Origin of the sequence: Undibacterium sp. RuRC25W (assembly GCF_049339825.1) — a bacterium.
Lineage (GTDB): Bacteria > Pseudomonadota > Gammaproteobacteria > Burkholderiales > Burkholderiaceae_D > Undibacterium.
This window is the reverse complement of sequence record NZ_JBMPPD010000001.1, coordinates 217643-241959: the sequence shown is the minus strand read 5'-3', so window position 1 is coordinate 241959 and position 24317 is coordinate 217643. Positions and strand designations below refer to the sequence as shown.

General features: G+C 47.0%; 21 protein-coding genes, 1 tRNA gene and 1 pseudogene. 12 read left to right on the top strand and 11 right to left on the bottom strand.

Going from position 1 to position 24317, the window contains the following annotated elements; translation table 11 throughout:
- Window positions 1–188: 188 nt before the first annotated feature.
- Window positions 189–809 carry a molybdopterin adenylyltransferase gene (gene mog / locus ACO0KV_RS01090; RefSeq protein ID WP_423039033.1) on the bottom strand — a complete coding sequence of 207 codons (621 nt, stop codon included), beginning with the start codon at window positions 807–809 and terminating at the stop codon, window positions 189–191.
- Window positions 796–1407, bottom strand: a complete 612-nt coding sequence (gene yjgA / locus ACO0KV_RS01085) for a ribosome biogenesis factor YjgA (protein WP_423039031.1) — start codon at window positions 1405–1407, stop codon at window positions 796–798. Before yjgA ends, mog begins: the two co-directional genes overlap by 14 nt.
- Window positions 1408–1587: 180 nt before the next feature.
- Between yjgA and pmbA the strand changes: the two genes are divergently transcribed.
- The gene (pmbA, locus tag ACO0KV_RS01080) at window positions 1588–2940 is read left to right on the top strand and encodes a metalloprotease PmbA (RefSeq protein ID WP_423039029.1); all 1353 of its coding nucleotides are present in this window, start codon (window positions 1588–1590) and stop codon (window positions 2938–2940) included.
- A 66-nt stretch (window positions 2941–3006) separates the two neighbouring features.
- Here pmbA and ACO0KV_RS01075 read toward each other — a convergent pair whose 3' ends face one another.
- The 7 genes from ACO0KV_RS01075 to ACO0KV_RS01045 form a co-directional block, all read right to left on the bottom strand.
- On the bottom strand, window positions 3007–3720 hold the full coding sequence (locus ACO0KV_RS01075; protein WP_423039027.1) for an ABC transporter ATP-binding protein: 714 nt from the start codon (window positions 3718–3720) through the stop codon (window positions 3007–3009).
- On the bottom strand, window positions 3717–4478 hold the full coding sequence (locus ACO0KV_RS01070; protein ID WP_423039025.1) for an ABC transporter ATP-binding protein: 762 nt from the start codon (window positions 4476–4478) through the stop codon (window positions 3717–3719). Before ACO0KV_RS01070 ends, ACO0KV_RS01075 begins: the two co-directional genes overlap by 4 nt.
- Window positions 4479–5348 carry a branched-chain amino acid ABC transporter permease gene (locus ACO0KV_RS01065; RefSeq protein ID WP_423039023.1) on the bottom strand — a complete coding sequence of 290 codons (870 nt, stop codon included), beginning with the start codon at window positions 5346–5348 and terminating at the stop codon, window positions 4479–4481.
- Window positions 5349–5351: 3 nt separating this feature from the next.
- Window positions 5352–6233: a branched-chain amino acid ABC transporter permease gene (locus tag ACO0KV_RS01060; protein WP_423039021.1), complete on the bottom strand. Its 882-nt coding sequence runs from the start codon at window positions 6231–6233 to the stop codon at window positions 5352–5354.
- A gap of 214 nt (window positions 6234–6447) precedes the next feature.
- The gene (locus tag ACO0KV_RS01055; RefSeq protein WP_423039019.1) at window positions 6448–7596 is read right to left on the bottom strand and encodes an ABC transporter substrate-binding protein; all 1149 of its coding nucleotides are present in this window, start codon (window positions 7594–7596) and stop codon (window positions 6448–6450) included.
- Window positions 7597–7906: 310 nt separating this feature from the next.
- Window positions 7907–9304, bottom strand: coding sequence for an argininosuccinate lyase (gene argH / locus ACO0KV_RS01050; protein WP_423039017.1), 1398 nt, complete (start codon window positions 9302–9304; stop codon window positions 7907–7909).
- Window positions 9305–9571: 267 nt separating this feature from the next.
- On the bottom strand, window positions 9572–9799 hold the full coding sequence (locus tag ACO0KV_RS01045; protein WP_423039015.1) for a hypothetical protein: 228 nt from the start codon (window positions 9797–9799) through the stop codon (window positions 9572–9574).
- A 255-nt stretch (window positions 9800–10054) separates the two neighbouring features.
- Here ACO0KV_RS01045 and ACO0KV_RS01040 point away from each other — a divergent pair, with 255 nt between their 5' ends.
- From ACO0KV_RS01040 to ACO0KV_RS01030, 3 genes are all read left to right on the top strand, one after another.
- Entirely contained in the window at window positions 10055–10474 is a 420-nt protein-coding gene (locus ACO0KV_RS01040; protein ID WP_423039013.1) for an OsmC family protein, read from the top strand.
- A gap of 203 nt (window positions 10475–10677) precedes the next feature.
- Complete coding sequence (locus ACO0KV_RS01035; protein ID WP_423039011.1) at window positions 10678–11070, top strand: VOC family protein; 393 nt, start codon at window positions 10678–10680, stop codon at window positions 11068–11070.
- Window positions 11071–11214: 144 nt separating this feature from the next.
- Window positions 11215–11745 (top strand): GNAT family N-acetyltransferase, encoded by a 531-nt coding sequence (locus ACO0KV_RS01030; protein ID WP_423039009.1) that lies wholly within the window; start codon window positions 11215–11217, stop codon window positions 11743–11745.
- 141 nt (window positions 11746–11886) lie between these two features.
- Here ACO0KV_RS01030 and ACO0KV_RS01025 read toward each other — a convergent pair.
- Window positions 11887–11963 (bottom strand) — tRNA-Met (locus tag ACO0KV_RS01025).
- A gap of 291 nt (window positions 11964–12254) precedes the next feature.
- Between ACO0KV_RS01025 and ppnN the strand changes: the two genes are divergently transcribed.
- Together ppnN and ACO0KV_RS01015 are read left to right on the top strand one after the other, a co-directional pair.
- Window positions 12255–13628 (top strand): nucleotide 5'-monophosphate nucleosidase PpnN, encoded by a 1374-nt coding sequence (gene ppnN / locus ACO0KV_RS01020; protein ID WP_423039007.1) that lies wholly within the window; start codon window positions 12255–12257, stop codon window positions 13626–13628.
- A gap of 203 nt (window positions 13629–13831) precedes the next feature.
- Window positions 13832–14791, top strand: a complete 960-nt coding sequence (locus tag ACO0KV_RS01015; protein ID WP_423039005.1) for a chemotaxis protein — start codon at window positions 13832–13834, stop codon at window positions 14789–14791.
- A gap of 79 nt (window positions 14792–14870) precedes the next feature.
- Here the strand turns inward: ACO0KV_RS01015 and ACO0KV_RS01010 are convergent, their stop codons facing one another.
- Window positions 14871–15275, bottom strand: a complete 405-nt coding sequence (locus tag ACO0KV_RS01010; protein ID WP_423039003.1) for a hypothetical protein — start codon at window positions 15273–15275, stop codon at window positions 14871–14873.
- A gap of 358 nt (window positions 15276–15633) precedes the next feature.
- Here ACO0KV_RS01010 and ACO0KV_RS01005 point away from each other — a divergent pair.
- The 6 genes and pseudogenes from ACO0KV_RS01005 (at window position 15634) to yedF (ending at window position 23831) form a co-directional block, all read left to right on the top strand.
- Window positions 15634–17583 (top strand): annotated as a pseudogene (locus ACO0KV_RS01005) (CocE/NonD family hydrolase).
- A 101-nt stretch (window positions 17584–17684) separates the two neighbouring features.
- Entirely contained in the window at window positions 17685–19742 is a 2058-nt protein-coding gene (locus ACO0KV_RS01000) for a M13 family metallopeptidase (protein WP_423039001.1), read from the top strand.
- Between the two features lie 250 nt (window positions 19743–19992).
- Window positions 19993–21126 carry a quinolinate synthase NadA gene (gene nadA / locus ACO0KV_RS00995; RefSeq protein ID WP_423038999.1) on the top strand — a complete coding sequence of 378 codons (1134 nt, stop codon included), beginning with the start codon at window positions 19993–19995 and terminating at the stop codon, window positions 21124–21126.
- A 67-nt stretch (window positions 21127–21193) separates the two neighbouring features.
- Window positions 21194–22060, top strand: a complete 867-nt coding sequence (gene nadC / locus ACO0KV_RS00990) for a carboxylating nicotinate-nucleotide diphosphorylase (protein ID WP_423038997.1) — start codon at window positions 21194–21196, stop codon at window positions 22058–22060.
- Between the two features lie 305 nt (window positions 22061–22365).
- Window positions 22366–23595: a selenium metabolism membrane protein YedE/FdhT gene (gene yedE, locus ACO0KV_RS00985; protein ID WP_423038995.1), complete on the top strand. Its 1230-nt coding sequence runs from the start codon at window positions 22366–22368 to the stop codon at window positions 23593–23595.
- Window positions 23592–23831 carry a sulfurtransferase-like selenium metabolism protein YedF gene (yedF, locus tag ACO0KV_RS00980; protein ID WP_423038993.1) on the top strand — a complete coding sequence of 80 codons (240 nt, stop codon included), beginning with the start codon at window positions 23592–23594 and terminating at the stop codon, window positions 23829–23831. The genes yedE and yedF overlap by 4 nt, the downstream gene beginning before the upstream one ends.
- Window positions 23832–24317 lie beyond the last annotated feature (486 nt).

Sequence of the window (24317 nt, the reverse complement as noted above, 5' to 3'; positions counted from 1 at the left end):
TTGGCTTTCTTCTTGGTTGTCAGTGGTTTAGATGAGGGTGTCGCTGCTGCCTGTTCTGCCTGGCTGAGTCCTGCAACGCCAGTGACAAAGGCCATCAGTCCGCAACTCAGCAGCCACCGTCGTCTTGAGTCTGGTGGCACTGAATGTTGCATGGGGATCGGCAGGGTAGTGCTGACGTGTCTTACGCGTTATTGCGCAGGACGACGGATTGCTGACTTAGGGCGAAACGCTTTGCACACGGCATCATTGGTCTCAATGTACGGACCACCAATGAGGTCGATGCAATAAGGAACTGCGGCAAAGATGCCGTTCACCACTTGCGTGCCGTCTGCATCTTTCAGGCCTTCCAATGTCTCTTTGATCGACTTGGGTTGGCCTGGTAAGTTCAGAATCAGCGCTGCGTGATCTGTCGTCTCGCGGATAACCGCAACCTGACGCGACAAGATCGCGGTTGGCACAAAGCGCAGACTGATCTGGCGCATTTGCTCGCCAAATCCCGGCATTTCTTTGGTTGCTACCGCCAGCGTTGCTTCAGGTGTGACATCGCGCCTAGACGGGCCTGTACCACCAGTCGTGATGACTAGGTCGCAACGCGCGATATCAATCAGATCAATTAAGGCTTGCTCAATCGCAGGGCGCTCATCAGGAATCAGACGCGTTTGCATATGCCATGCGCTGGTCAGCGCATGGCCAAACCATTCCTGCAAAGCAGGTAAGCCCTGATCTTGATAAATGCCAGCGGAAGCTCGGTCGGAAATCGATACCAGACCGATGCGCAATGCGCGATCCAATGGATCAGGATTGCTCATCTTCCTCGTCCTCTTCGTCTTCCAGATCTTCTTCGTCAGTTGCATTGCCTTTGTTGTCGGCTTTTTGCAATTGTTTCAAAATCTGGAAAATTTCGCGGTAGGCCTTTGGTGGCTTATTCTCTGCTTGTTCTTTACGGGCATTGCGGATCAGCGTGCGCAGATGCTGCACATCGAGTTCCGGATGTTCTGCCAGTAATTCGGTCAAGGTATTGTCATCCGTTAACAATTTGTCGCGACGGCGTTCCAGGGCGTGCATGGCAGCAGTTTCTGATTTGGACGCACCTTTCCAGCTGTCGATCGTTTTCTGGATCAACGCCACTTCTTCTTCATCGAGGGTACGCATTTTTTTACCGACGTACTGCATCTGACGGCGACGACCTTCGTGGTTCGTGATTTGTTGGCATTCGATAATGGCATCACGCACATCTTCTGGCATAGGAACGCGTTTGACGCGTTCACGTGGCTGTTCAACCAATTCCTGCCCTAATTTTTGCAGCGCGGTCATTTGGCGCTTTAACTCGGATTTTGACGGACGGTCGTACTCTTCTTCAAACTCATTGGACTGGTAGCCACATGAGCCACGATTTGGATTTGGCATAATTCTGCGCCTTTACTATAAACTTTACGAAACGGCTGCTATGATACCCTTTTTAGCTGGGATATACTCAAAAATGCCCTCTGAAACAGTGGAATCGTTTATCTGATTTGGATAATGACACTGTTTTAAGACAAGCATGCTTATTCCTATTAGCCTAATCTCTTCACAGAAATCGTCTCTATGAGCAAACCCGTTTTTACCCATACCCAAGATCAGTTGCAGCAGATTTCACAAGATATGTTGCTTTTTGCAAAAGAAAAAGGCGCTTCGGATGCGGCCGTCGAAATCAGTGAAGGCGGTGGTTTATCGATCAGTGTTCGTAAAGGGAAAGTAGAAACCATAGAGCAAAATCGAGATAAAGGGATCGGTATTACGGTCTACATCGGTCAACGTCGTGGTAACGCGAGCACATCCGACTTTTCCAGTCAGGCATTACGCGATACAGTCGACGCGGCCTATAACATCGCCCGCTTTACTGCAGAAGATGATTGTGCTGGGTTAGCCGATGCCGATTTGTTTGAAACTGCACCACTTGACCTCAAACTATGTCACCCGTGGTTAATCAGTGCTCAAGAGGCAATCGACATCGCCAAGCGCACAGAAGCAGCTGCTTTTGCCGTTGATAAGCGCATCACGAATAGTGAAGGTGCCAGTGTACATGTCCAGCAATCACATTTCGTTTCCGCAAATTCACGTGGTTTTATGGGCGGCTATCCGATTTCTCGTCACACCATTTCCGTTGCGCCAATTGCAGGTAAAGGTGCAAAAATGCAACGTGATGATTGGTATTCATCGCAGCGTAATCCTAAAAAATTAGCCAAGCCAGAGGACATTGGTCGCTATGCCGCTGAGCGGGCGCTGGCGCGTCTCAATGCACGTAAGCTTGATACGCGTAAATGTCCAGTCCTGTTCGAAGCACCGTTAGCAGCAGGTTTGCTGGGTTCTTTTGTTCAGGCGACGTCGGGTGGTGCGCTGTATCGTAAATCCACTTTTTTGCCTGACTCTTTGGGTAAGCAGATTTTTCCGGACCATATTCAGATTGTTGAGGATCCGCATGTTATCGGTGCCGTTGGTTCATCTCCGTTTGATGATGAAGGTGTCAGAACCGTCAAGCGCGATGTGGTCAGTAATGGTGTATTGCAGGGCTATTTCTTGTCTTCGTACTCAGGACGTAAGTTGGGCATGAAAACGACAGGGAATGCCGGCGGCTCACATAATCTTAGCTTGCGCTCAAGCCTGGCAAAACGCACTGATAATTTTGCTGCCATGCTCAAAAAAATGGGCACTGGCTTGCTGGTGACAGAATTAATGGGGCAGGGCGTGAACTATGTCACAGGCGACTACTCGCGCGGCGCTTCCGGATACTGGGTTGAGAATGGCGTGATTCAGTTCCCTGTTGAAGAAATTACCATTGCTGGCAATATGCGTGAGATGTTTATGCAAATCGTCGCTATCGGTGCAGATAGCCTTATCCGGGGTACAAAAGAGACCGGATCGATTCTGATTGAAAGCATGACTGTCGCAGGTAGTTAAAACTTCAGAGACTGATGCAATGCAGCGCCGGACAGCAAGATCGTCTGGCGCTGTTTTTTTGTGAAATCAGGTGCCCAGATAGGCTGCGATCACGCGCGGATTGTTCAGCAGGTTAGTGCCACTGTCATGCAGTACCATCTCGCCATTTTCAAGCACGTAGCCGCGTTCTGCAATTTTTAACGCTTGTTTGACGTTTTGTTCTACCAATAAAATCGTCAGTCCGGTTTTGTTAATTTCTTTGATGATTCTGAAAATTTCTTGCACCATCAGTGGCGCAAGCCCCATCGAGGGTTCATCTAGCAAAAGTATGTTAGGACGCGCCATCAGTGCTCGGCCAATTGCCAGCATTTGTTGCTCGCCGCCAGACAGATTTCCAGCCAGACCATTTGCACGGTTTTTTAAGACTGGAAATAACGAAAAGACCCATGCTAAATCCGCAGCAATATTTGCTTTGTCACGACGGGTATAGGCACCAAGATCGAGATTTTCTTGTACCGTTAAGGTTCCAAGAATGGCACGACCTTCCGCTACCTGAATCAATCCCTTTTGCACAATATGATGGGGCGATGCTGTCAGTAACTCTTCGCCATTAAACAGAATACTCCCGGCGCTCGCTTTGATGAGGCCGGAAATAGCAAGCAAGGTGGTACTCTTGCCGGCACCGTTGGCACCTACCAGCGCGGTAATTTCTCCGGTGTGTAATTCTAGATCGATACCTTTAACTGCTTTGACGTGGCCATAGGCAACGTGCAATTGACTGACGTTAAGGAGCGCACTCATACTGCGTCCTCCTTGCCGAGGTAAGCTTCGATGACTTCTGGATTGTGTCTAATTTCTGCGGGCGTCCCATCAGCGATAATTTTTCCGAAGTTGAGGACGGCAATATGGTCGCAAAGCTCCATGACAAAGCGCATATCGTGTTCGATCATAAAAATAGAAAATCCCCTATCACGGATATTCTTGATTTCTGCCATGAGTTCGGTTTTTTCTGCCGGGTTCATACCTGCGACGGGTTCGTCTAGTAGCAGTAATTTAGGATCCGTCGCTAAGGCACGGGCAAGTTCCAGCTTGCGTTGCTCGCCATACGATAAATTGTCCGCGAGCATCAGTGCTTTATGTTCTAATCGGACCCAGGACAGGAGTTCCATGGCGCGCGCTCTTGCTTTTTGCTCGGCCTGTCTGAAAGAAGGGAGGTGAAATAGCATACTCAGCGGCCCATAGTTCAGATGTCCGTGCATACCGACAATAACGTTCTCCAGTAAGCTCATTTCTTTGAAAATACGGATATTTTGAAATGTTCGTGCGATTCCGGCGCTGGTGATCTCATGGGGCGCAATATTACCAAGATCCTGACCATTAAAGCTGATTTCTCCGCTTGATGGTTTAATGAGACCGGTGATGAGATTGACGATCGTTGTCTTGCCAGCACCATTCGGACCAATGAGGCCAAAGATGCTGCCGGGTTTCATGCTAAAGCTTACGTCATGCAATACCTGAAGACCGCCAAAATTTTTACTGACAGAAGTGAGAGTCAACATTTACTGCACCTTTGATGATTGAAAACGACGGCGGAGTTGACGGAATCTGGCGGGGTCGCATATACCCTTGGGTAGGTACAAAATCACGATAATTAAAATCAAGCCGTTCGCAGCAAGCCGGAAATCTTTGAGCGAGCTCATCAATTCAGGAAGAACACTTAACGTAAAGCTTCCTACTAAAGGACCGATCAAATTGCTGGTGCCACCAAAGACGGCCATAGTAAGGATATCGACGGCATTTTCAAAGCCGTAGTTAGCCGGGCCGATGGTAAAGGTGTAGTGGGCATTGAGGCCGCCAGCAATGCCGGCGATGATTGCGCCAGATACAAACGCAAGGAGTTTGTAACGTCCGACATTCACGCCCATCAGCCGCGCGGCAATTTCGTCTTCTTTAATCGCTTCAAAGGCGCGCCCAATTTTTGAACGGCGCATTCTTGCCAGCGCAAATAACATTGTACCTAGCAGCAGGATGATGTGCCACCACTCTGTTTTTTGCTCGATGCCGTTTAATCCCATTGGTCCACCGGTAATGTCCAGATTGAGCACAATCACACGCACGACTTCACCAAACCCAAGCGTTGCCATTGCGAGGTATACCCCAGATAAGCGTAGCGTCGGCACGCCAATCACCAGTGCAACGAGTGCTGGCGCGATGGCTGAAGCTAGTAAGGCAACAGGGAAGGATAAACTGGTTTGCATCGTGATCATGGCGGCTGCATAAGCGCCAATCCCCATAAAGGCGGCATTCGCAAGCGACAGCAGTCCGCAAGAGAGCGTTAAGTAAATAGAGAGTGCCAGCATGGCGTTGATGCCGATGCCAAAAATAACAGAGCTGTAAATCGCCCAAAAACCGTCCCACCATTCGAGCATGACTTACGCCTTTCTTTCTAATATTTTGCCAAACATACCTGCTGGCCGTACTAATAAAATGACAAATAACAAACCAAAAGCAATCGCATCTCGGTAATCGCTGGATAAATAAGCGACACTCATTACCTCCGCAAAGCCAAGGAATAGACCGCCTAGCATCGCGCCGCGGATATCGCCCATGCCACCCAAAATGATGACGGCGATCCCTTTGTGTAACATCGGTTGTCCCATGAATGGTGAGATCGCATTGAATGAAAGACCGACCAATACGCCTGCAGCGCCGCCCAATGCCGCAGCGGCAAATGAGGTCAGAAAAAACAATGCTTCGACGTTGATCCCTAGCAGATAGGCGGCTTTTGGAGATTCAGCGATGGCCCTTAAGGCTTTTCCTAGTTGGGTGCGCCGCATCAGCGCTAACAATGCCAGCATTAGGCCAAATGAAATCAGCACAATCGCTAATTGCACGGCGGTCAGATGCAGACTACCGATGCTGACGCTATCCTCAGGAATTGTTCCGATTGGGAAGCGTTGATTTTCTGCCCCAAAGATACCCTGGGAGATATTGGTGATCATGATGGCGACGCCAATGGTGGCGATCATTGGGGCAAGATGAGGTGCATTACGTTTGCGTAGCGGACGCAGAACCAGGAGGTCGACAATGACTCCCAGCGTGCCACAGGCGAGCATGGATAAAAGCATCGCCAGCCACAAAGACATCTGAAAATGGTTCACTAACAAGAGCGCAATATAGCTGCCGAGCATGAAAATAGCGCCATGCGAGAGATTGATCACACCAAGGACACCAAATATCAGCGTAAAACCTAAAGCAAACAGAGCGTAGACGCTGCCTAGCGTCAGGGCATTAACAAGTTGTTGAGCAAACATGGTGTTCCAGAGAGTGCTGCATTTGAATTGCGGGAGATGACATGATTAAACAAAGCGGTGGGGCGCTGCAGATTGTTCGTTGATTTCAACCTCTTCGCTCACTTGTGCGGTGTTACATCGAAAAGGGGTTGAAATCGATTTGCCATCGGTGACTGCTCTGACTGATAACAATGTTCTGCTACCAGCCAGTTGAATCGCGAATTAAGATTTTGTCTTACTTCAGTAATGTGAATTTTCCACCTTTGGCGATATTGACGATAGCGTCTTGTTGTGCGTCATAGCCTGGTTCTTTACCGTCTTTAGCAGCGGCACGACGGAAGGAGAATTTTCCGGTGGCTCCTTCAAACTTGATTGCTGGCAAGGCATCGCGCAATGCGATCCGGTCTTTGTTCAGGTCGCCACTGAGCTTAATCTTTTTGATGCCCTCAACAACGATTTGCATTGCATCATAAGCTTGCGCTGCGAACTGGTCGGGATCTGTGCCGAATTTTGCTTTGTAATCTGCGATGAATTGTTTGTTCGCAGCAGACGGGTTTTCTGCAGACCATGGACTTCCCATTAAGGTGTTATCTGCTGCATCTTTTGCAATGTCAAACAATTTTGGTGAATTAAACCCATTACCGCCGATGAATGGTTGCTTCATTCCAAGAGAGCGAGTTTGTAGAATGATATTGGCGGCTTCCTCGGCCAAGCATGAACAAACGATCGCATCAGGGGCTGAAGATTTGATTTTTGTGAGTTGCGCTTTAAAATCCACATCGCCTTTGGCGTAGGTTTCAGTCTCGGTAACAGTAATTTTTTGGTCTGCCAAGGTCGCTTTGAACACATCGTAGCCACTCTTCGTAAAGGCGTCGTCATTGCCGTAGATGACGGCGACTTTTTTGATGTTAAATTGTTTGACTGCAGCTTTGGTGGTGACAGGCAAAACGTCGGCTTCCATTACAGAATTACGGAAGGTAAATGGTCCCAGATTGGTAATGCCGTCCGCTGTATTGCTTGTGCCAAACACCACAGTCTTGTTGGCATTGGCGATAGGGTCAGCAGCGAATGCTGAGTTGGATAGCGTCGGGCCAAACACCATTAATACCTTGCTCTGAAAAAGCAGTTTTTTAAATGCATTGATTGCTTCTTCTTTTTTACCTTGCTCATCCTCTACTACCAGAACGATCTTATCGCCATTGATGCCACCTTTAGCATTAATACCCTCAGTCGCAAGCGTGAAACCATTTCTGATCGCGGTGCCGTATTTTGCGGCGGGGCCAGAAAGTGCTTCAGCGACACCGATTTTAATGTCTGCGGCTTGCGCCATCGTAGCGGAACTGATTAAAGCACTTGCGGCGAGCCATTTAAGCTGGTGTGACATCAACATCTCCTGGAATATTTTGTTCAAGAATGACACGATTATTTGCAAAAGTTTTTATTTGCTAAATAGTATTTTGCCAAAGATTGTATTGCTTGTCTCGAGGAACAGCAATACAAAACGTGCTTTAGCCTATTTTGCAATGCAGCAATATGTTGTCGATATTGATGGAAGGGACCTCGCGAACAATACTTGTAAGGCATCGATGACACGCCTTCTTGCAGCGACGGGGATAAGAATATATTGACCAAGGCGACAGGGTTGGATGATCCGTTATCTCGAGGCGATAACGAATCATCCTTGGTCAGGCAGCTTATTGAGCTAACTTCTCGCGTGCTCTGATGATCGCTAAACGTACTTGATTTGGTGCAGTGCCACCAATATGGTCACGCGCTGCGACTGAGCCTTCTAAGGTCAGAACCTGAAAAATATCCTCGCCAATCAATGGAGAGTAGGTTTGTAATTCGGCGAGCGACATGTCGCTCAGGTCACAGCCTTTTTCTACGCAGGTTTTTACTGCATGAGCGACGGCTTCGTGAGCGTCACGGAAAGGTAAGCCTTTTTTGACCAGATAATCAGCCAGATCCGTTGCTGTTGCGTACCCTTGCAAAGCGGCGGCGCGCATGGCATCTGGTTTGACACTGATGCCAGTGGCCATATCCGCGAAGATACGTAGCGTATCAATGATCGTGTCAACGGTGTCAAATAGAGGTTCTTTGTCTTCCTGATTGTCTTTGTTGTAAGCCAGCGGCTGGCCTTTCATCAGCGTAAGTAACGAAATCAAGTGACCATTAACGCGTCCTGTTTTGCCACGTGCCAGTTCAGGAACGTCTGGATTTTTCTTTTGCGGCATGATCGATGAGCCTGTGCAGAAGCGGTCGGCAATATCAATAAAGCCAACACGCGGACTCATCCATATAACCAATTCTTCTGACATGCGAGAGATATGCGTCATGATTAGTGCTGCCGCAGCGCAGAATTCAATCGCAAAGTCACGGTCGGAGACAGCATCGAGTGAGTTATAGCAAACTTCATCAAAACCCAATGTGCGGGCAACGCGTTCACGATCAATCGGGAACGTCGTGCCAGCAAGTGCTGCAGCGCCCAACGGCAGGCGGTTGACGCGCTTGCGGCAATCTTGCATTCGCTCTGTATCGCGGCCAAACATTTCAACATAGGCGAGGATATGGTGGCCAAAGGTGATCGGTTGTGCCACTTGCATGTGGGTGAAGCCTGGCAAAATGGTTTCAGCATTTTTTTCCGCCAGATCAATCAGTGCACCACGCAAGCCGCGCAGCAGCTCAATAATATTGTCAATCGCAGCGCGCATGTACAGCCGGATGTCGGTCGCTACCTGGTCGTTACGTGAACGACCTGTATGCAGACGCTTACCTGCGTCACCAACCAGTTCGGTCAGGCGTTTTTCGATATTCAGATGGACATCTTCGAGGTCGAGTAACCATTCAAACTGGCCAGATTCAATTTCACTCTGAATTTGTGCCATACCGCGCTGAATGTCTGCATAGTCCTGAGCGCTGATAATATGCTGTGCGCTTAACATTTCTGCATGTGCGAGCGAACCCTGAATATCGACGCTTGCCATGCGATTGTCAAAAAATACAGATGCAGTGTAACGTTTGACGAGATCAGAGACGGGTTCAGAGAAACGCGCAGACCATGCTTCGCTTTTTTTATTGAATTGAGATGTCATAGTGGGGTGAATGCTGTTGAATTGCGGTTGAATTGCTATTGAGCTGGATTTGGCAGTAAATTTCAGTGATTATAAAACACTGCGTCTGCTTTGCCTGATTTTAGATGGATATCGGCGTTGATATATCAGCCGTATTGATCCATTTTGGTCTACCGCACCTCCGCGTCGGGAGGTTCGCTTGCTATAAAGAACTAACTCGAAGGATGATAGGAGGGACGTTTCGGAGGGTATTTTGGGATCGTGACCGACGCTGCAGTTACCCAAGCCTCAACGCCAGACAGGTAAGCCAGTCAGGTCGGTATTTTCATCATTGACCCATGCCGGAAGGCCGCTGATATCCGTGGGGCCAAGCTCTTCCAATAAATTGAGCTGGACTTGTTTTGCGGATTTGTTGCGTTTTGGCGGGGTATTAATCTTACGCGATTCCGAGAAGTCCAGTTGTGGCTCAGCGAAGCCTGGTAATTCCATCGTGGCGTTATCTTTGTTATCTTTCATCTGACTGCATCTAATAGCATTTCGGTGCAAATTGGGACACGAAGGTTACGCGATATCGACCAACGATTCAATGTCTTTTTTCTGTACATCGACCTTGAAGTTAAATTTTATAGTGTTTTTATGGATACCGCGATGCGGTTAAGGCGTAAAAATGAACCTGTGACAATCGACTTTAATATTAATCATCGACCAGCTACAATTCGAAAGATTGTAAAAAATTTAAAAATCGTCACGTTATCAATGGATGTATAAGTCATGACTATCGAAGCAAAATTGCACCGTGCCAATGGCGCATTAACTACCTTGAGTAACGGACGGCATGTCTGGAATGCGGATATTGATCGAGCGTCGGGTTCGCTTGATCTGGCACCTGATCCTCACGATTTATTGGATTCTGCACTGGCATCGTGTACGACGCTGACATTGGAATTGTATATCCGTCGCCGTCAAATGGCGGTAACCGATCTCCGCGTCACTGTTGACCGTATCGAGAGTAAAAACGAGCAAGGTCTGGTCACATACCAGATGCTGCGCCGTATTTATATCCAAGGAGAGATCGCCGATGCAGACCGTGAGCGCTTAATGCAAATCGCTGATAAGTGCCCGATTCATAAACTGTTAAGTGGTCAGATCTCGATTCAGTCTGAAATGCCAGACGTGAGTCAGCAGGGCTGATCTGGCATAACGTTGATAACTAACATGTAGGCTTACTGTGTTTTGTGTCTTGTTAGGGCATAAGCGTTGGGCAGTAACGTACTCAATAGTGCGGCGTAGATCTTGCTGTTTGATTGAAACTAGTACAATAGTGGTTGCTGATTGCAATCGGCTCAGTGTTTTTGTTTTTTAAAAATCCCATTTTGGGACATAAAGGAGACCTCGTGTTTAGTCATGTAATGATTGGTTCTAACGATATAGAACGTTCTAAAAAATTCTACGATGCTGTTCTTGGTATCTTTGGTGCAGGAGAAGGTACTCGCAATGTGGCACCGTCCGGTCATACTCGCTTGTTCTACCGCCATGATGGTAGCAGTTTCGGTGTGAGTGAACCGATTAACGGTGAGCCGGCGACATTTGCAAATGGCGGCACCATCGGTTTTAAGTGTAACTCCGCAGAGCAAGTGAAAGAATTCCATGACACCGCAGTAGCGCATGGTGGCCAAACCTGCGAGGCGCCACCTGGCTTGCGTGAAAGTAGTATGGGAGCAATGCATTTGGGATATGTCCGTGATCCTGATGGAAACAAACTTTGCGCCGTCTACCGCGGCAAGTAAGATCTGTCGTCGAAAGAGATTTATCTCATTAACCCCCTCCTCAGCTAATACATCTGCTGAGGAGGGCGGCTGTTAAGTGCGGCATAATTCAAACGCTTTTCACACAAACCGATCAAGAGTTTAATGGTCCCCTGAGCCAATTCTATGCGCATATCCCCATCCCCTATATTCGACGATGAGCAGTTCATGTTGCGTCCCGTTGAGCTATCCGATGTAGACGTATGGTATGGATACCTTTCATTGCCACACGCGATTGAGCATACTAGCTGGACTTTGGCATCTGCTGATGATTTGTGTGCGTTGATTGCGTCTTATCATGCCGACGTGCCGGGATCACCAATTCAATTTGCCATTATTGAAAAAGCTACGAAGGCGTTTGTTGGTACGATAGGGTTTCATACGATTTCTGATATTAATCGCACGGCGGAAATTGCCTACAATCTTCATCCCCGCTTCTGGGGCAGAGGTATTGCTACTTCTTGCTGCCAATCTTTGGTCCGTTGGGGCTTAACCGATGGTGGTTTTGTCCGCATTCAGGCAACAGCGCTTGATACGAATATAGCATCTGCACGCGTTTTGCAAAAATGTGATTTTGAACTTGAGGGTAAATTGCGTCGCTTCAGAATGGTTCGTGGACAACCCCGAGATTTTTGGGTATATGCAAAAACGAATTGAAATTAATCGCCATGCAATGTGCCCTATGGTCTCAAGACACTCAATTTTGCTTGCGATCTCTTTCAACGTGATTGGATTTGCTGAAAAATGCCATGAAATAAAAAAAGGCTTACGACATGTCGTAAGCCTTTTTTACTAAACTGGTTGCGGGGGCAGGATTTGAACCTACGACCTTCGGGTTATGAGCCCGACGAGCTGCCAGACTGCTCCACCCCGCGTCTGAAGGTCAGAACTATACATGGCATTAGTTGAATATACAAGTAAGTCAGGTAAATATTTTAAATTAAATTGTTGATCATCATTTCACGTAAATTTTATATGTAAAAAAAGGTGTGGTATCACTAAGTATTTTTCTGATTACGTGCATAATGATTCTAAAGCAACGTTATTGTTGGTGGTCGTATTGTGCATGTTAATTTTTTATCTGTGCTCACTGTTGGACGCGCGCAGATAGTTGAAGGTAAGCACTCTGCATAGCTAGGTGTGCGTTTGAAAAGGAGAAAGCAACCATGATTGAATATGAAGTCATTGATACCCAAATTTCTCCAGAAGGCCGGATGGAGGTGCTGTCTAAAGCTGAGGTTGGTAAATTACTCGACAACAGCCACGGCGGGTTGTATCAGGTTTTCCGTAACTGCGCGTTGGCGGTATTAAATTGTGGCAGTGGTCTGGATGATGGCAAGGAATTACTTGAGCGCTATAAGAGTTTTGACATCAGCATTATTCAACGTGAACGCGGTATTAAGCTTGATGTGAAAGGTGCACCGGCGACAGCATTTGTTAATGGTGTGATGATCAAAGGTATACAAGAACATCTGTTTGCGGTGTTGCGGGATATCTTGTTTATTAACGTCGAAATTGCGGATGGTAATAAATTTGATTTGAGCACGTCTGAAGGAATTACGGATACTGTATTCCATGTTTTGCGCAACGCTAATTTATTAAAGCCACAAGTGAATCCTAATCTGGTTGTTTGCTGGGGAGGTCATTCGATTTCTGGACCAGAATACGATTACACCAAGCACGTTGGTTATCAGTTGGGGTTGCGAGGTCTTGATATCTGCACGGGATGTGGTCCTGGTGCGATGAAAGGACCGATGAAGGGCGCCACTATCGGACATGCAAAGCAAAGGCTTTCGCATAGCCGCTATCTGGGATTAACGGAGCCAGGCATTATTGCTGCCGAAGCGCCGAATCCGATTGTCAATGATTTGGTGATCATGCCAGATATTGAAAAACGTCTGGAAGCCTTTGTACGGGTCGGCCATGCAGTGATCGTCTTTCCGGGTGGCGCAGGGACGGCGGAAGAGATTTTATACTTGCTGGGAATTTTATTGCACCCGGAAAATGCTGACCTTCCTTTTCCATTGATCTTTACTGGCCCGGCAAATGCAGCAGATTATTTTGCTCAGATTGATCGGTTTATTCTTGATACCCTGGGTTCCGAGGCGCAAAAGCGATATCAGATTATTGTTAATAATCCTTCCTTGGTCGCCCAAGAAGTTGAAAAAGGTATCAAGCAGGTGCGTGAATATCGTAAGCAAAAAGGGGATGCGTATTATTTCAACTGGCTCTTGAAGATTGATGCCGAATTCCAGAAACCGTTTGAGCCTACGCATGAGAATATGCGACATCTTGAGTTGCACAAAAACCAGGAGCCACATTTACTTGCCGCTAATTTGCGCCGAGCATTCTCGGGCGTTGTAGCTGGAAATGTTAAAAATCAGGGGATTCGTGCTATTGAACAACACGGAAACTTCGAAATTCATGGAGATGTTGCTATTATGGAATCGATGGATGCGTTGCTCAGTGCTTTTGTTGTGCAAAATCGCATGAAATTACCGGGTAAAGCGTACACACCCTGCTACCGCATCATAAAATAGTAAGGTAGTTTCAGTTTTGATACATTCTTGGCTACAGTGAATGTAAACTTATGTGGCTATGGTGATGACTATCGCGCGGCTTGCGTGTAGGATCGCAACATAAGCAAAAAGTTTCCTTTGGGATACAGATATTGATGTTGAAAAATGCTTGAACTTGGTAAGATGTTCACAATCAATTTAATTACTTTTTGAGGATGACAATTATGAGTACAGTACAGCAAGAAGTTGATGAGCGTACCAATCTCACTGGTTCAAACAAGTTTGAATTGCTACTTTTTCGGTTGGGCGGAGACGGTGGTGGTGATCGAACAGAGTTGTTTGGCATCAATGTATTCAAAGTACGTGAAATTGTCGCCATGCCAGTGATTACCGCAGTAGCTGGTGCGTTGCCGCACATGCTGGGTGTTGTTAACTTACGTGGTCAGATTATTCCGGTCATTGATTTGCCCTCGGTTGTTGGCTGTGTACCGAAAAGTGGTTTAAATATCATGCTAGTGACGGAATATGCGCGTACTACACAGGGTTTTGCTGTTGAATCTGTGGAAGAAATCGTGCGCCTGGACTGGAGTCAGGTGTTGTCCGCAGAAAATAGCGCTGTTGGCGGTATGGTCACCAGTATTGCGCGTCTCGATGGCGATACTGAAAATACCCGCCTTGCACAGGTGTTGGACGTGGAGCAAATTCTGCGTCAGATCGCGCCTTCCGACGCGAAAGACGTTGATCCTGAAACAATCGGCGATCGCTTGCTAATGAGAGAAGGGGCTGTGATTCTGGCGGCAGACGATTCTGGTGTCGCCCGTAGTCTTATCGAAAAGGCATTAGGCGCTATTGGTGCACCATTCATTATGACCAAAACCGGCAAAGAAGCGTGGGATAAGTTGCAAGTCCTTGCTGCTGCTGCACAGTCTGAAGGTAAGGGCTTGCGTGATAAAGTCGCGATGGTGCTGACTGATCTGGAAATGCCAGAAATGGATGGATTTACACTGACCCGCAAGATCAAGCAGGATGATCGTTATAAATCGCTCCCAGTGATCATTCATTCGTCATTATCTGGTCAGACTAATGAAGAGCACATCAAAACGGTTGGGGCTGATGCCTACGTTGCCAAGTTTGTCGCGGAAGAGTTGGCTGCAGCGATCCGTAAAGTCTTATCGACGAAATAATTTATCGCTGTTAGAGCGACGTTGAGCATAAAAAAAGGGACAATGTTTATTGTCCCTTTTTTATTTTTTGTTGCTGTAATTATTTAACGATCCTTCTCCATCCGCCCGGGCACTCTTTTACTGCAGGATAAAAGCCATCGGGTTGATTGCAGTACAGCCATTCTTTTCCATCGCTGGACGATTGGCTTGTTATCCCCGGTTGAACTTCATAGGTGTCGTAGCTCGGCGCTGGTGCCGTAGTGTAGATCGGTGTGCTGTAAGTAACAATTGGAGCACGGACGACAACCTCTTGCGGATAGGCATAGTAAGGATTGCCGTAGTAATAATTGGGGCTGTAGTAGGGCGCTCCAATCATGAGTGGCAAGGGGTTAAGGTACAAACCAAAACCAACACGTGGCCCACCATGATGTCGAGGCCAAGCATAACTACTACCCATCACGCAAAAGCCAAGGCAGAAAAGTGCAGCAAATTTTAAGGTTTTCATACAACGCTGACCTTTGTTCTAAAAAACGAAAAAATATTCGATAATATTTTAAGTTTACATCAAAAAAAAGAAACTAATTTCTCAAAATACACTCTGTTATCGGTAGCTAACTTAAATGGCATAGCAACGTCGCGCGCCTCACGTGTGGATAGAAATCCATGTGGTTATTTTGCACGGGCTTTATGGCTTCAGACCAGAATAACTATCAATACAATAAAATAAAATGGAATAAAGTGAAGCAGAGATAAGCATGCTTTAAATACTCTGACTATCGCTACTAAAACAAGTTCATTTATTTGCTTATTTGCCGCCATTTGTTTGTTAACTAAGAACTCCAATCAATTAGAAAAGGGATGACATGTCGTCTTGGCTGAAAAAAATAACAGTGATGTGTGGTTTCGTCATGTTGGCGGACTATTCTGCATACGCAGCTGATGCTACTTCTGAGAAGGCTGATTCTCCAGCCCCAACTGTCCGTGAAAATTACACGAAATATGAGTATCAAATACCTATGCGTGATGGTACACGGTTGTTTACGGTTGTTTATGTGCCAAAGGATGCTAGCCGCACTTATCCTTTTCTCATGACGCGAACGCCTTACGGAACAGGAACGCGTATCGGTGAAGAGGCGCACTATGGTGTCGATTTTTATCCAAAATCCGTAGGCCCTTCTAAAGAATTTGAAGCGAGTGGTTACATTTTTGTTGATCAGGATGTGCGCGGTCGGTTTATGTCTGAAGGTAAATGGCAAGAAATGACCCCTCATGTGAACTCACAGCGACAGCCAGGGGAGGGGAGTGAAAGTCAGGATATGCACGATACCGTCGAGTGGCTACTGAAACATATTCCGGGAAATAACGGAAAAGTAGGTATCTGGGGGATTTCGTATCCGGGTTTTTATACTTCAGCAAGTATCATTGATTCGCATCCCGCAATTAAGGCCGCGTCCCCACAAGCACCTGTCACTGATCTGTTTATGGGAGATGATTCCTACCATGGCGGTGCATTTATGCTGGCGGCAAACTTCGATTTTTAGGCTAGTTTTACGGAAGAAAAAAATCCCACGCCGTATCCGAAGAGCTGGGGTGCTTTTGATTATCGTACTAACGATGGTTACCAGTATTTTTTACAGTATCAGAGTTTAAAAAATATCGCGGCGCAGATGAGTGACAAGCAGCGCGGCTTTTTTGTGCCTAATGTTGAGCACAGCACTTACGACAGCTATTGGCAGTCGCGAAATATTGCTGCCCATCTAAAAAATATTAAAGCCGCTGTTCTCACTGTGGGGGGCTGGTTTGATGCCGAGGATGTGCACGGCCCTTTTGCTACCTATGACAGCATCAAATCAAATAACAAAGGAAATTATAATGGCTTGGTGATCGGTCCATGGCCACATGGTGGCTGGGCCCATGCCGATGGAAAAATGCTGGGTGATGTAGATTTTGGTAGCAAAACGGGTGAATATTATCGAAAGAATGTTCTGTTTCCGTTCTTTGAACATTACCTCAAAGGCACAGAAATCAAAACGTTGTCCGAAGCAACTGTCTTTGAAACGGGTACCAATGTTTGGCGTCAGTACGCGAGTTGGCCGCCGCAACAGGCAAAGCATAAGACCCTTTATTTTGGTGCCAATGGTGCGCTAGGTTGGACAGAGCCCGCTGCCAGTGCTTCATTATTTGATGAGTATGTCAGCGACCCAAAAAAACCAGTCCCCTATATCTCTTATGTCGCAACGGGTGTGCCTCGTGAATATATGATCTCGGATCAGCGTTTTGCATCAAGTCGACCTGATGTGCTGGTGTATCAGTCTGAGGTGTTACAAGAAGACCTGACGATTGTTGGTAAGGTTGAGCCTAGATTGTATGTCTCGAGTAGTGGCACAGACGCTGATTGGGTTGTGAAGCTGATTGATGTTTACCCGAGCGACTATCCGGATGAACATGTGGCAAAAGAGCGTGGCCATGATGTGCCACCACCGGTAGTGAATATGGCTGGTTATCAGCAACTGGTTCGTGGGGAGCCGATGCGGGCAAAGTTCCGTAATAGCTTCGAGCATCCGGAACCTTTGATCGCCAATCAGGTCACGCCCGTTAGCTATAAAATGCCAGATGTTAATCATACTTTCCGTCGTGGTCACAGAATTATGGTCCAGGTCCAAAGCTCATGGTTCCCGTTGGTTGATTTGAATCCGCAGCAGTTTATGGATATTCCAAAAGCCAATCCTGAAGATTTTCAAAAAGCAACGCAGCGCGTCTACCATGCGCCTGGGCAGTATTCTGGTTTGTCTGTGCAAGTACTAGAAAAATAATGCCATCACCATCAGGATTAATGTGTTGGCATACGATGTAATAACTCAAATAGCCGAATCAATTTAATTAATTTAACTCATTTAATAAAGAGGATCCATTTATGTTACCTGCTATGTTCAAGCGCAAAACAATGAGTGGCGTGGTCGGCTTGTTGTGTATGGGCGCGGCTTATGCACAAGTACCTGCGACAACAGCAAACTCAAATCAGCTAGTGTTGGAATCCGCAACCATGGATTTAAAAGCGGATCCTTGTACGGATTTCTTTGATTATGCGAATGGTACCTGGCTGAAAAACAATCCAATCCCAGCAGATCGTTCTCGTTACAGTGCCTATGATGAAGTGACAGAACGCAATTTGACGGCATTGAAGCAGATTGCCGAAGCGGCAGCGGCAGGTGAGATTAAAACGTATGGTGGTCAGTTAGTCGGTGCGTTTTATGCCAGCGGTATGAATGAAGCGAAAATTGAAAAAGAAGGCGCTACACCGTTAAATGCCGGATTAACTAAAATTAATAGTGTTAAAGATAAACAGCAATTGGTTGCCATGATTGCCGATCTGCATAAGCAAGGCGTGGGAGTAGTGTTTGGCTTCGATGTCGAACAAGACGCAAAAAATGCCACTCGCTACATTCCGCAGTTAATGCAAGGCGGTTTAGGCTTGCCTGACCGCGATTATTACCTGAAGACTGACGCGAAAACGATAGAGATTCGTCAAAAATACGTGGCTTATATTGCCCATATGTTTGAATTGATTGGTGATCAACCAGAAATCGCTAAACAGAACGCGCAGAGTGTACTCGCACTAGAAACCCGCATGGCGAAAGCCTCGCTGACGAAAGTTGAATTGCGCGACCCGCAAGCGAGCTACCATTTATCGACCATGGAGGGTTTGAAAAAGGTGGATCATTTCACGCCTTGGACGACCTACTTCAATGAGATTGGCTTGGCCCAACCAGGTCAGTTAAATATAGCCCATCCAAAATTCATTGCCGAAGCAGGGCGGATGATCGATACGTTATCGCTGGAGCAATGGAAGACGTACCTGCGCTGGCATTTTATGAATACTTATGCCAATGAGCTGAGTGCCGATTTTGTGAATGCGCATTTTGATTTTTACGGTAAAACGTTGGCGGGCACAAAAGAATTGCAGCCACGCTGGAAGCGTGTTTTAGCGAAAATTGATGCTGATGCTGGCGAAGCCTTAGGGGAGTTATATGTCGCTAAATTCTTCACGCCAGAAGCTAAGGCGGGTGTGCTTGAGATGGTCAATAACATCAAAGATGCGATGCGTGACAGCATCAGCAAGTTGGCATGGATGTCCGAGACAACCAAAAAACAAGCATACAAAAAGCTCGATACCGTGATGGTCAAGATTGGTTATCCAGATGTCTGGCGTGATTACAGTAGCCTGCATATTGATAAGGGATCTTATCTGGTCAATGTGGCGCGTGCGAATGAATTTGAATTTAAACGTGGTTTGGCAAAATTAGGAAAACCGATCGACCGCAACGAATGGGGTATGACACCGCAAACGGTGAATGCTTATTACAATCCGTCGATGAATGAAATCGTATTCCCAGCAGGGATCTTGCAACCACCTTTGTATCACGTGAATGCAGACCCCGCAGCCAATTACGGCAATACTGGGGCGACGATCGGACACGAGTTGACGCATGCCTTTGATGATCAAGGTAGTCAGTTTGATGCAGAAGGTAACTTGAAGAGCTGGTGGACGAAGCAAGATCAGAAACAGTTCCTGTCGCGGGTCAAAACGATTGAGCAACAATTTGATGAATTCAATCCTATCGATCAACTTCATATCAATGGCAAATTGACTGCGGGTGAAAACATTGCTGATCTGGCTGGGATGAAGATTGCTTTGCAAGCCTTACGCAAGTCATTAAAAACCCACCCGCAAGCGGCAGAGATCGATGGGTTGACGCCAGAACAACGCTTTTTTGTCGCTAACGGCCAAAGTTTTCGGAGCCTGATTCGTGACGAAAACTTGCGGTTGAAACTAGCAACTGATCCGCATTCTCCTGATAAATACCGTGTGATCGCACCATTGGCAAATATGCCAGAGTTCTCCGACGCATTCAGTTGTAAAGGTGAGCGCTCGCCATTACGTCATGGCGGTAAACAGGTAATTATCTGGTAACAGCGTATACTATCGCCTGAATTTACTTTTTTCATGATGGGTTGCTTTTCTTGAGCATGTCAGAATTGCTACCTTTTAATGAAGGTGAAAAGTAAAATTAGGGAGTATGTTTTAAAAACACTCTATTGTCCTTAGGGATACTAGGGTGTTTTCATATACACTCCCTGAGTATGAATATGTGATCAAATTTTCAGCCATTGTATGAAAATTAACACATCGTTTTTTACCTACTTAGCTTACGTTGATTTGTATGGAAACCACCAAAGTCGTCGAATTTGAACGTCCACAAATGGACGTCGGTCTCAGTTGCACAGCCAATGCCTGGGCGCGTGTTCCGGAATCCCCCAGTGCAGAAGAGAAAGTGGCGCTGAAGGCGCGCATTAAGCAGTTACTCATAGAGAAACAAGCCGTCTTGGTGGCTCATTATTATGTGGACGCCGAACTGCAAGATCTGGCCGAAGAAACAGGTGGTTGTGTGTCTGATTCACTGGAAATGGCCCGTTTTGGCCGCGATCATGCCGCGAAGACCTTGGTTGTGGCAGGCGTTAAGTTCATGGGGGAGACAGCTAAAATTCTCAGTCCCGAAAAAACGATTCTGATGCCCGATCTGGACGCGACATGCTCCCTCGATCTTGGTTGCCCTGCTGATGAATTTGCTGCATTTTGCGATGCCCATCCAGATCGTACCGTCGTGGTCTACGCCAATACCAGTGCTGCCGTTAAAGCACGTGCTGATTGGATGGTGACATCGAGCATCGGTCTCGACATTGTTGCGCATTTGCATGCGCAGGGTAAAAAAATCTTGTGGGCACCAGACAAACATCTTGGTAGCTATATTCAGAAGCAGACCGGCGCTGACATGCTGTTGTGGCAGGGCTCTTGCCTAGTGCATGATGAGTTCAAAGGCGTCGAACTCGATGTCCTCAAAGCAGAATATCCAAACGCTAAGGTGTTGGTGCATCCTGAATCGCCAGCGGCTGTTGTCGCTCTGGCGGACGTAGTTGGCTCGACGTCACAAATGATCCACGCAGCACAAACAATGGATGCACAAGAATTTATTGTGGCGACAGATAACGGTATTCTGCACAAAATGCAAATGGCGGCTCCGGGTAAGCGTTTCATTGTCGCTCCTACCGCAGGCAACAGTGCGACTTGTAAGAGCTGCGCGCATTGTCCATGGATGGCAATGAATGGCTTGCGTAACTTGTTGCAAGTACTGGAGCAGGGAAACAACGAAATTCATGTTGATTCCGACACCGCTGGAAAAGCGCAAGTGTGCATCAATCGCATGCTCGACTTTGCCGCCGCCAAAAAGGCGAACGTTCGTCCTTCTGGCGACTTAGCCAAAGAGGGTGCATTGTTCTCCGGTATTGGACCTGCCTGATACGCGTACCAGACTTAATTGGTGTTGCGATTGCAATTTATTTTTCCTGAAACAAGGACGGGTTTTTATGCCTAGTAATTTAAAAAATAAACATTTTCCATTCGACCACGATCTGCAACAAGCGTTTGAACGCAATGTGCGTGATGCTTTACAAGAAGATGTTGGTGCGGTTGATTTGACAGGGTTACTGGTTCCTGCGGAAGAACAAGTGCAGGCACAGGTGATCGTGCGTGAAGATGCGGTTTTATGCGGCGCACCTTGGTTTGATGCGGTGATGGCGCAATGTCACCCTGAGGCAACGATTGATTGGCAGTATGCTGAGGGTGATCAGATGACCGCCAATGCAGTCGTTTGCAAAATCACTGCTCCAGCGCGCGCCTTGCTGACTGCAGAACGTTCAGCGCTGAACTTCCTGCAATTGTTGTCTGCAGTTGCGACGGCGACTTCGCATTATGTCGCTATGATTGCTGGCACTTCTGCAGCGATTCTCGATACCCGTAAAACAATGCCTGGTCTTCGTTTGGCACAAAAATACGCGGTGCGCGTTGGTGGTGGAAAAAATCAACGTCTGGCCTTGTACGACGGTATCCTGATCAAAGAAAATCATATTGCCGCAGCGGGTGGTATTGCCGCAGCGATGCAGCAAGCCTTTGATTTGAAGTCACAAGCAACAATTCAGATTGAAGTCGAAAGTATTGATGAGCTGCAAGCTGCGTTGGCAGCGAGCGCCACTTCTATTTTGTTGGATAATTTCACGACAGACATGATGCGCGAGGCTGTCGCGATCAATCAAGGTCGCGCATTGCTGGAAGCGTCGGGCGGCGTTGATCAACGTACTGTTCGTGCGATTGCTGAAACAGGTGTGGATCGTATTTCTATTGGCAGTCTGACGAAAGACATCAAAGCAACAGATTATTCATTGCGCGTTCTCTGATAGCGCCTTCTCATTGCGGCGTCGTTGAACCGTCACGTCCAAAAATATCTGGTGTGGCGGTTTTTTGTTTTGTCGGCGATAAGTACCTCTCCACCAATATTTGCTGATTAATGGAGTTTCAATCGTGCCTTCTAGCGATTGCCAGGTGGCCGATGACGTCAGCTCGTTGAATGAGGGGGGGTAGTCTATTGAGCGCAGAAAGAAAAAACTGCAAACTTCATCGGCGACCTGAATATTGGGTGCTAAAATCGCTCCGACATAACATATTAATCTGTCATTATTTTTTGACTCTGTGTAACCATCAAATGAAAGTCTCTCCATTTATGCAATGGCAAGAATTTAAAGAAAATTATCTAGTCCGCTTCTGGTCGCCAGTTCCTTCGGTGATCGCTGCCGGCATTCTATCGGCCTATTACTTTGGTATTACCGGCACCTTTTGGGCGGTGACTGGTGAATTTACGCGCTGGGGCGGTCATCTCTTGCAGTTACTTGGTTACCATCCAGAAACTTGGGGTTACTTTAAGGTGATTCACCTTGAGGGGTCGCCACTTGATCGGATAGATGGCGTGATGATTATCGGCATGTTTGCCGGTTGTCTTTCTGCGGCGTTGTGGGCGAACAACGTCAAGTTGCGCCTGCCGCAACACCGCATTCGTGTTTTTCAGGCGATTGTTGGCGGCATTATTGCAGGGTTTGGCGCGCGGTTGGCCATGGGATGTAATTTGGCCGCTTTTTTTACTGGTATTCCTCAGTTTTCATTACATGCTTGGTTTTTTGCTTTAGCAACGGCCATGGGGTCGTGGTTTGGTGCACGTTTCAGTATGTTGCCAATCTTCCGCATTCCGGTCAAACTTGAAAAAGTCTCAGCTTCCCAGCCACTCACGCAACATGCCGACCAGGCTAAGCGACGTTTCCGCTTAGGGATGCTACTTTTTGTTGGCTTTGTTTTATGGGCGATTGCCAAGACCTTTGATGCACCAAAACTAGGCCTAGCCGGCTTGTTTGGACTGGCTTTTGGTTTGCTGATTGAGCGCGCGCAGATTTGCTTTACCTCGGCGTTCCGTGATTTATGGCTGACGGGGCGTACGCAAATGGCGAAGGCCATCATTATTGGTATGGCGGTCAGCACCATTGGTATTTATAGCTATGTTCAATTAGGCGTGGCTCCTAAAATATTCTGGGCAGGACCGAATGCCGTGATTGGTGGTTTGCTTTTTGGATTTGGTATTGTCATGGCGGGTGGTTGCGAAACGGGTTGGATGTACCGCGCAATGGAAGGGCAGGTGCATTACTGGTTAGTCGGTCTTGGTAATATCATCGGCGCGACAGCATTGGCTTTTTGGTGGGATAGTTTAGCGCCATCGTTGGCAACGAACTTCGATAAAGTTAATTTGCTGCAAGTCTTTGGCCCACAAGGCGGTCTGATCGTAACTTACTTGTTGCTAGGGGTATCACTGGCAGCTGTCCTTTGGTGGGAAAAACGTTTTTTTGCCGCCAAATCAAAAATGACAACGCCGTCTGCGAGGCGCGCATGAAAACAATGACTTATACGCCTGACTATCGCTTGGATATGAAGGGAGAGCCTTGCCCTTATCCGGCAATTGCGACGTTAGAAGCGATGCCGCAACTAAAACCAGGAGAGATTCTTGAGGTCATCTCCGATTGCCCGCAGTCCATCAACAACATCCCTGCGGATGCAAAAAATCATGGATATGAAGTCCTTGAAATCCAGCAGGATGGTCCGACGATCCGTTATTTGATTCGCCGCTAAAGTCCTATCCCCTAACGCTCTTTCTGCTCCGGTAAAGTCTGGGACAGAAGGAGCTATCATTCAACATCCTCAACATCCTCAACATCCTCAACATCGTCAGCATTGCTCTAATATTTCTTTCTCTTTGGAGCGCCATTGGCATACTATCTTTTAAAAAAATCCAGAACAGGTGCAAGTTACGTTTGATTTGAAATTACTAATGTGGCAATATTTATTTCATTTAAACTTTTCTACTCCTTACTCGGAACTTATCGATGATATCAGTCTGCCGACTTCTATATGTCATCGCAACAATTAGACGGTCATTTTTTCTCGTTATTGTGCTGTGTTGTTATCAAGAAGGGATGGCATCTCAGTTAAACTCAGCAATATAAGTTCTCGCGATTGGGCTCGTTAATGAGTCATCGATTTTTATTCTGAAGTTGAGCGTCGTCAAGCGATGGGGGAAATTTTTTCGTCATTCTCTCCTGAAATTGCAGTCCTCAG

What these genes read in the sequence shown, in the direction of transcription:
- mog (WP_423039033.1), bottom strand. Translation starts at nt 809, where the DNA reads ATGAGCAATCCTGATCCATTGGATCGCGCATTGCGCATCGGTCTGGTA.
- yjgA (WP_423039031.1), bottom strand. Translation starts at nt 1,407, where the DNA reads ATGCCAAATCCAAATCGTGGCTCATGTGGCTACCAGTCCAATGAGTTT.
- pmbA (WP_423039029.1), top strand. Translation starts at nt 1,588, where the DNA reads ATGAGCAAACCCGTTTTTACCCATACCCAAGATCAGTTGCAGCAGATT.
- ACO0KV_RS01075 (WP_423039027.1), bottom strand. Translation starts at nt 3,720, where the DNA reads ATGAGTGCGCTCCTTAACGTCAGTCAATTGCACGTTGCCTATGGCCAC.
- ACO0KV_RS01070 (WP_423039025.1), bottom strand. Translation starts at nt 4,478, where the DNA reads ATGTTGACTCTCACTTCTGTCAGTAAAAATTTTGGCGGTCTTCAGGTA.
- ACO0KV_RS01065 (WP_423039023.1), bottom strand. Translation starts at nt 5,348, where the DNA reads ATGCTCGAATGGTGGGACGGTTTTTGGGCGATTTACAGCTCTGTTATT.
- ACO0KV_RS01060 (WP_423039021.1), bottom strand. Translation starts at nt 6,233, where the DNA reads ATGTTTGCTCAACAACTTGTTAATGCCCTGACGCTAGGCAGCGTCTAC.
- ACO0KV_RS01055 (WP_423039019.1), bottom strand. Translation starts at nt 7,596, where the DNA reads ATGTCACACCAGCTTAAATGGCTCGCCGCAAGTGCTTTAATCAGTTCC.
- argH (WP_423039017.1), bottom strand. Translation starts at nt 9,304, where the DNA reads ATGACATCTCAATTCAATAAAAAAAGCGAAGCATGGTCTGCGCGTTTC.
- ACO0KV_RS01045 (WP_423039015.1), bottom strand. Translation starts at nt 9,799, where the DNA reads ATGAAAGATAACAAAGATAACGCCACGATGGAATTACCAGGCTTCGCT.
- ACO0KV_RS01040 (WP_423039013.1), top strand. Translation starts at nt 10,055, where the DNA reads ATGACTATCGAAGCAAAATTGCACCGTGCCAATGGCGCATTAACTACC.
- ACO0KV_RS01030 (WP_423039009.1), top strand. Translation starts at nt 11,215, where the DNA reads ATGCGCATATCCCCATCCCCTATATTCGACGATGAGCAGTTCATGTTG.
- ppnN (WP_423039007.1), top strand. Translation starts at nt 12,255, where the DNA reads ATGATTGAATATGAAGTCATTGATACCCAAATTTCTCCAGAAGGCCGG.
- ACO0KV_RS01015 (WP_423039005.1), top strand. Translation starts at nt 13,832, where the DNA reads ATGAGTACAGTACAGCAAGAAGTTGATGAGCGTACCAATCTCACTGGT.
- ACO0KV_RS01010 (WP_423039003.1), bottom strand. Translation starts at nt 15,275, where the DNA reads ATGAAAACCTTAAAATTTGCTGCACTTTTCTGCCTTGGCTTTTGCGTG.
- ACO0KV_RS01000 (WP_423039001.1), top strand. Translation starts at nt 17,685, where the DNA reads ATGTTACCTGCTATGTTCAAGCGCAAAACAATGAGTGGCGTGGTCGGC.
- nadA (WP_423038999.1), top strand. Translation starts at nt 19,993, where the DNA reads ATGGAAACCACCAAAGTCGTCGAATTTGAACGTCCACAAATGGACGTC.
- nadC (WP_423038997.1), top strand. Translation starts at nt 21,194, where the DNA reads ATGCCTAGTAATTTAAAAAATAAACATTTTCCATTCGACCACGATCTG.
- yedE (WP_423038995.1), top strand. Translation starts at nt 22,366, where the DNA reads ATGAAAGTCTCTCCATTTATGCAATGGCAAGAATTTAAAGAAAATTAT.
- yedF (WP_423038993.1), top strand. Translation starts at nt 23,592, where the DNA reads ATGAAAACAATGACTTATACGCCTGACTATCGCTTGGATATGAAGGGA.